8 protein-coding genes and 1 pseudogene are annotated in these 5,922 nt (G+C 71.9%); 5 read left to right on the top strand and 4 right to left on the bottom strand.

Annotation, left to right across the window (positions count from 1 at the left end; genetic code table 11):
• A partial coding sequence (locus LOY02_RS17390; RefSeq protein ID WP_317183629.1) for a Phenylacetic acid catabolic protein occupies window positions 1–236 on the bottom strand: 236 nt, incomplete at its 3' end.
• Window positions 237–316: 80 nt separating this feature from the next.
• Between LOY02_RS17390 and LOY02_RS17385 the strand changes: the two genes are divergently transcribed.
• The 4 genes from LOY02_RS17385 (at window position 317) to LOY02_RS17370 (ending at window position 3,070) form a co-directional block, all read left to right on the top strand.
• Window positions 317–970, top strand: a complete 654-nt coding sequence (locus LOY02_RS17385) for a GNAT family N-acetyltransferase (protein WP_317183628.1) — start codon at window positions 317–319, stop codon at window positions 968–970.
• Entirely contained in the window at window positions 967–1,743 is a 777-nt protein-coding gene (locus LOY02_RS17380) for an AzlC family ABC transporter permease (protein WP_317183627.1), read from the top strand. Before LOY02_RS17385 ends, LOY02_RS17380 begins: the two co-directional genes overlap by 4 nt.
• A complete protein-coding gene (locus tag LOY02_RS17375; protein WP_317183626.1) occupies window positions 1,740–2,054 on the top strand; it encodes an AzlD domain-containing protein in 315 nt (104 codons plus the stop codon). The genes LOY02_RS17380 and LOY02_RS17375 overlap by 4 nt, the downstream gene beginning before the upstream one ends.
• A gap of 134 nt (window positions 2,055–2,188) precedes the next feature.
• A complete protein-coding gene (locus LOY02_RS17370; RefSeq protein WP_317183625.1) occupies window positions 2,189–3,070 on the top strand; it encodes an alpha/beta hydrolase in 882 nt (293 codons plus the stop codon).
• A gap of 55 nt (window positions 3,071–3,125) precedes the next feature.
• Here LOY02_RS17370 and dapB read toward each other — a convergent pair whose 3' ends face one another.
• Window positions 3,126–3,848, bottom strand: coding sequence for a 4-hydroxy-tetrahydrodipicolinate reductase (gene dapB, locus LOY02_RS17365; protein WP_410505970.1), 723 nt, complete (start codon window positions 3,846–3,848; stop codon window positions 3,126–3,128).
• Window positions 3,849–4,016: 168 nt separating this feature from the next.
• Window positions 4,017–4,472: pseudogene (locus LOY02_RS17360) on the bottom strand (GNAT family N-acetyltransferase); the annotation flags it as partial.
• Window positions 4,473–4,504: 32 nt separating this feature from the next.
• On the opposite strand from LOY02_RS17360, the gene LOY02_RS17355 reads away from it, so the two are divergent.
• Window positions 4,505–4,993, top strand: coding sequence for an isoprenylcysteine carboxylmethyltransferase family protein (locus LOY02_RS17355; protein WP_317183624.1), 489 nt, complete (start codon window positions 4,505–4,507; stop codon window positions 4,991–4,993).
• A 105-nt stretch (window positions 4,994–5,098) separates the two neighbouring features.
• Here LOY02_RS17355 and LOY02_RS17350 read toward each other — a convergent pair.
• On the bottom strand, window positions 5,099–5,922 hold an 824-nt coding region (locus LOY02_RS17350; protein ID WP_317183623.1), incomplete at its 5' end, for a S1 RNA-binding domain-containing protein.

The raw sequence follows: 5,922 nt of genomic DNA, 5'->3' as shown, positions 1-5,922 counted from the left end.
GGCTGCATCCCGATGATCTCGGAGTGCGCGTGCTGGGCGATCTGGCGGATCAGCGTCTCGCGGTACTGGTCCGGCATCGCGTCGCGCGGCTCGATCCGCTGGTCGGCGGCGATGAGCGCATCGAAGTCACCCCCGACCTGCTCCCGTCGGTCCTCGTGCGCGAGAGCCTCGTCGTAGGCGCCCGTCTCGGCCGCGTTCAGCGGGTCGTTCGGGTCGATGACGTCATTGCCATACATGTGTTCAGTATGCGAGATCAACGCCACTCACGCCAAAGTGGCCCCTCTATCCCGTTGACGCCGCCTGAGACGATGCTGGGGTGACTGACCCGCTTCACCACGACCATCCCGGCCACGAACCCGACCATGGCCATGGCCACGGGCACGGGCACGGGCACGGGCACGGGCACGGGCCCGGTGGCGGCGCCCGGGGGCCGCTCGCCGATGCGAGTGTGCGGGTCGCCAGGGTCTCCGACGCGCCCGCCGTCGGGTTCGTGCAGGCCATCGTCTTCCGCGAGGCGTATGCCGCTGCCCTCGCTCCCGAGGTCATCGAGCAGTTCCAGCCCCAGGCGTTCGCCGGCGCCTGGCGGGCGTCGCTCGAGGGCTCGACGTCGGGAGACGGGGTCCTGCTCGTGGCCTGCGCCGGCGAGCAGGTCGTCGGCTTCGCCGCGGTGGGCGCCTCGAGCGACCCCGACGCCGACGAGGGCACGGCCGAGCTCCTCGTGCTCGGCGTCCATCCGGAGGCGCGCCGGCAGGGCCACGGCTCTCGACTGCTGCACGCGGTCGTCGACACCGCGAGAGCACGCGGCCGCGACCGGCTGACCGTCTGGACGCTGGCCTCCGCCGACGAGGTCCGGGCCTTCCTCGTCTCTGCCGGGCTCGCTCCGGACGGAGCGCACCGGGCGCGGGTCGTCGGGCCGGAGGGCGAGACCGCGGCCGAGGTGCGCCTGTCCGCCTCGGTGGTGCCGGAATGACCGCGGACGTCCTTCCCGCCGACGAGCGCCGCCTCGTCATCCGCGAGGCCCTCTCCGTCGGCGTCGCCACCGGCGCGTACGGCATCAGCTTCGGCGCGCTCGGCGTGGCCGCCGGGCTCGACGTGTGGCAGACGTGCGCCCTCTCGCTGCTGATGTTCACCGGGGGCTCGCAGTTCGCCTTCATCGGGATCATCTCGGCCGGCCTCCACGCAGCCCCGGCAGCCATTGCCGCATCGTCCCTCCTCGGCATCCGCAACGGGCTCTACGCGCTCGAGCTGACGCAGCTGCTCGGTGTGCGCGGCCCCCGACGACTCGCGGCAGCGCACATCACCATCGACGAGTCGACCGCCGTCGCGGTGTCCCAGTCGCACGTCAGGGCCGCTCGTCTGGGCTTCTGGCTCACCGGCCTGACGGTCTTCGCCCTGTGGAACCTCACCACCCTCGTCGGCGCCGTCGTCGGCAACGCCCTCGGCGACCCGAAGACCTGGGGCCTCGACGCCGCCGCGTGCGCAGCCTTCACGGCCCTGCTCTGGCCCCGCCTCAAGAACCGTGACGCCGTGGCGATCGCCGTCGTCGCGGCGGTGGTCGCCGTGCTGCTCGCGCCCACCACGCCGCCTGGCGTGCCGGTCATCGTCGCTGCGCTGGCCGCGTTCATCGCCTGGCGCACGCCGCGCGCAGCCGCCGGGCCGGCGGCGGGGGCGACAGCTTCGGACGCATCGGCGCCGGACAGCGCTCGTCAGGCGCCGGGAAGCGAGTCGGAGGTGCAGTCGTGAGCATGTGGCTTGCCGTGCTCATCGCGACGGCGATCGCGTTCGGCCTCAAGCTCGTGGGGTACCTGGTGCCCACGGATCTCCTGTCCGAACCCCACGTCAAGCGGGTCACCGCCGCGCTGCCCATCGCGCTGCTCGCCGCGCTGGTCGCCATCCAGACCGTGACCGGCGAGGGCGGCGCCCTCACCTTGGACGCCCGGCTCGCCGCGGTCGGCGTCGCCGTCGTGGCGCTGCTGCTCCGGGCACCGTTCATCGTCGTCGTCGCGCTCGGAGCCGCGACGGCCGCCGGCCTCCGGGCCCTCGGCTGGGCCTGATCCTTGGCCAGTCCTCGCGGCCCTGCACAGTTACACCCACGAGCAGATCCACTGGATGGGCAGTTCTTCCGACGCGGCCCGGGACCGCCCGCACCTAGCGTCTGAATGGAAGGCAACCGGTGGAGGTGGGTTCGATGGCAACAGCGCATGTCAGAGGCGGAGCACAGGACAGCAGTGCGGACCGGGACCGGCTCATCGCAGCCACGCCCATGACAGAGCACCGCCTGGTCCTGGCGGGCATCCCCACCGCGGTGCTCGTCGGCGGCGAAGGCCGCCCCATCGTCCTCCTGCACGGCCCGGGTGAGTTCGCCCTGACCTGGATGCGGGCGATGCCGGAACTGTCGAAGACCCACCGCATCGTGGCCCCGGATCTGCCCGGCCACGGCGCCTCCGAGGTGGGAGTCGGGCCGCTCGACGAAAGGCGGGTGCTGGCCTGGCTCGACGAGCTCATCGAACAGACCTGCCCGACACCTCCCTACGTGCCCGGCCACCTGGTCGGAGGTGCGATCGCAGCGCGGTTCGCCCTCGAAGGCGGCAACCGAGTGCGGGGGCTGGCGCTCGTCGACACTCTCGGCCTGCGCCGCCTGCGACCGTCCCCGGCGTTCTCGGTCACCTTGGTCAACTTCCTCGCGCGACCTACTCCTGGGAGCCGCGACCGCTTCTTCCGGCAGTGCTTCGTCGACCTGCCCAGCCTCGAGGACCAGCTCGGTCCGCTCTGGGACCCGCTGATGGCAATGGCACTCCGGGGGGCAGGCTCCCGGGGCCAGAAGGCGGCGGTGCGCAGCCTGATGTCACGGTTCGGCCTGCGCGCCCTCCCTGAGGCGGACCTAGCGAGGATCCCGGTGCCGACGACGCTCATCTGGGGCCGCCACGACCGTCAGACATCGCTGACGGTGGCCCAACGCGCGAGCGCCCGGTTCGGTTGGCCGCTGCACGTCATCGAAGGGGCGGCCGACGATCCCGCCTTCGAGCAACCGGCGGCCGTGGTGGAGGTGCTCGCCGCCGTCGCCGCCTGAAGTGACTCGACGTGTCCTCAGAGGTGACTCCGCGCGGACACCGTGGCGGCCCGAGTCAGTCGAGGCCAAGGTAGTGCTCGAGCCCGACCGTCAGCCCCGGGTGGTCGGCAACGGCTCGGACCCCCGCCATGACGCCCGGCATGAACGAGGCGCGGTCGAGGGAGTCGTGGCGGATGGTCAGGAGTTCTCCCTCGCCCCCGAGCAGCACCTCCTGGTGTGCGACGAGGCCACGCAGCCGGACGGAGTGCACCCGGATGCCGCTGTGCTCGGCGCCGCGGGCACCGCCCGGGTCGTGGGTGGTGGCGTCGGGGACAGCGGGGATCCCGGCGGCGTCTCGCGCGGCTCCGATCATCGCCGCGGTGCGCGCTGCGGTGCCCGATGGAGCGTCGACCTTGTCGGGGTGGTGCAGCTCGATGATCTCGACGGACTCGTAGAAACGCGCGGCCTTGGCGGCGAAGGACATCATGAGGATGGCTCCGATCGCGAAGTTGGGCGCGATGAGGACACCGACCGGGGCGCCGCTGCTCGAGGGGGGCGCGGCGTCGAGCTGTCCTCGCAGGGTCTCGAGCTTCGCGTCGTCCCAGCCGGTCGTGCCAACGACGACGTGGACGCCGCGCTCGATGCAGTGGGCCACGTTGCCCGGGGACGCGTCGGGGACCGAGAACTCGACGACGACGTCCGCCCCAGCGAGGTCCCCGAGGTCGTCGTCCTGATCGAACCGGCCAACGAGCCGCAGGCCCTCGGCCGCGTCGACGGCCCGGCACACCTCCGAACCCATCCGGCCGGCTGCGCCGATGACGGACACCCTGATCTCGCGGCTGACGTTGCTCTCGGTCCCGGAGGTCTCACTCACGGCGCCAGCGTAGCCAGACCGCAGGTCGAGGGTGCACACGATCTCGGTGACCGGGGACTCGCCGGGCGGTGGGAGGGTGTCGACCCACAGGCCCTGGACGAAGCCGTTCTTCTCCAGCGCCCGGATCGATCGGTGGTTCCGGTGGTCGGGTCGGGCCACGACGTGGGTGGCATCGGGGAACTCACGGCGGACGACCTGGTCGACGAAGGCGCCGATCATCGCGGTGCCGATCCCCCGCCCGACGAGGTCGTCCTCCCCCAGCACGTAGTCGATGCCGACCGACTCCGCCGGCAGGTCACTGCCGGGGGGCACGGGAGGCGGCTCAGCGGCATACGCCTGCGCGTAACCGACTGCCCGGCGCTCGAGGAGGGCGACGAACATCCGGGCGGGGTGGCTACCGTCGATGCGCGGGCCGTAGCGCTCCTCGGCCTGCTCGAGGGTGAGGCCGCCGTGGAACCACGGACGGGCCGCGTCGGACTGCTGCCAGCGGACGACGTCGGGCAGGTCGGCGCGCGTCAACGGTCGGAAGGTGAAGACGGGCGTCCCCATCCCGCCACCGTAGTGAGTGCGAGGATGACGCGGTGACCGACGCGAACAACCGCGGCGCCAGCGTGCACCTGCTGCCTCCACTCGTCTTCCTCGGGCCGCTCCTCGTGGGCATCGGGCTGGGCCGGCTGCTGCCCTGGCGGCTGCCCACCACCGCGCCCTGGCCGACCGTGCTCACCTGGGCGGGGGTCGTGCTGTTCGTTGCCGGACTCGGCCTCATGAGCTGGGCCGCCGTCGTCATGTGGCGCCACCACACGACGGTCATCCCCTGGGGGCACGTCGACCACCTCATGACCGGCGGGCCCTTCCGCTTCACCCGCAACCCGATCTACGTCGGCGACCTGCTCGTCTACCTCGGCGTGACCCTCGTCGCGGGGACGTGGTGGCCGCTCGCGCTCCTACCCCTGCCCGTGTTCGTCATGCAGCGACTCGTCATCGCGCGCGAGGAGGCCTACCTGCTCGAGCGCTTCGGGCAGCCGTATGCCGCGTACTGCGCCCGCGTCCGCCGCTGGGGCGTCGTGTAGCCGGGCAGCGTGTGGCCCTGGCCGGGACAGCGTGTGGCCCTGGCCGGGACAGCGTGTGGCCCGCCACCCCGAGGGGTGACGGGCCACACGACCACCGGGGACGGCTCAGGCGTCGGCCGGAGCCTCTTCCGACTCCTCGGCCTTTGCAGCCGAGTCGTCCGACTGCTCGCCCTCGGCGATGACTGCAGCGAGCGAGAGCTTGCCGCGCGGGTCGATCTCCTTGAGCTCGACCTGGATCTTCTGCCCGACCTTGACGACGTCGTCGACGTTGTCGATCCGCTTGCCGCCGACGAGCTTGCGCACCTCGGAGATGTGCAGCAGGCCGTCCTTGCCGGGCAGCAGCGAGATGAACGCGCCGAACGTCGTCGTCTTGACGACCGTGCCGAGGAAGCGCTCGCCGACCTCGGGCATCTGCGGGTTCGCGATGGCGTTGATGGCCGCGCGAGCCGCCTCCGCCGACGGGCCGTCGACCGCGCCGATGTACACCGTGCCGTCGTCCTCGATCGAGATGTCGGCGCCCGTGTCGTCCTGGATCTGGTTGATCATCTTGCCCTTCGGGCCGATGACCTCACCGATCTTGTCGACGGGGACCTTGACCGTGATGATCCGAGGCGCGAAGGGGCTCATCTCGTCGGGCACGTCGATGGCCTCGGCCATGACGTCGAGGATGTGCAGGCGGGCGTCGCGGGCCTGCTGCAGCGCGCCGCCGAGCACCGAGGCGGGGATGCCATCGAGCTTGGTGTCGAGCTGGATCGCCGTGACGAACTCCTTGGTGCCGGCGACCTTGAAGTCCATGTCACCGAAGGCGTCCTCCGCCCCGAGGATGTCGGTCAGGGCGGCATACTGCGTCTCGCCGTCGACGACGTCGGAGACCAGGCCCATGGCGATGCCGGCGACCGGGGCGCGCAGCGGCACACCGGCGTTGAGCA

The organism is Intrasporangium sp. (assembly GCF_032907665.1).
Lineage (GTDB): Bacteria > Actinomycetota > Actinomycetes > Actinomycetales > Dermatophilaceae > Intrasporangium.
This window is presented reverse-complemented; position numbering and strand designations above follow the sequence as displayed.

What these genes read in the sequence shown, in the direction of transcription:
- LOY02_RS17380 (WP_317183627.1), top strand. Translation starts at nt 967, where the DNA reads ATGACCGCGGACGTCCTTCCCGCCGACGAGCGCCGCCTCGTCATCCGC.
- LOY02_RS17370 (WP_317183625.1), top strand. Translation starts at nt 2,189, where the DNA reads ATGGCAACAGCGCATGTCAGAGGCGGAGCACAGGACAGCAGTGCGGAC.
- dapB (WP_410505970.1), bottom strand. Translation starts at nt 3,848, where the DNA reads ATGGGTTCGGAGGTGTGCCGGGCCGTCGACGCGGCCGAGGGCCTGCGG.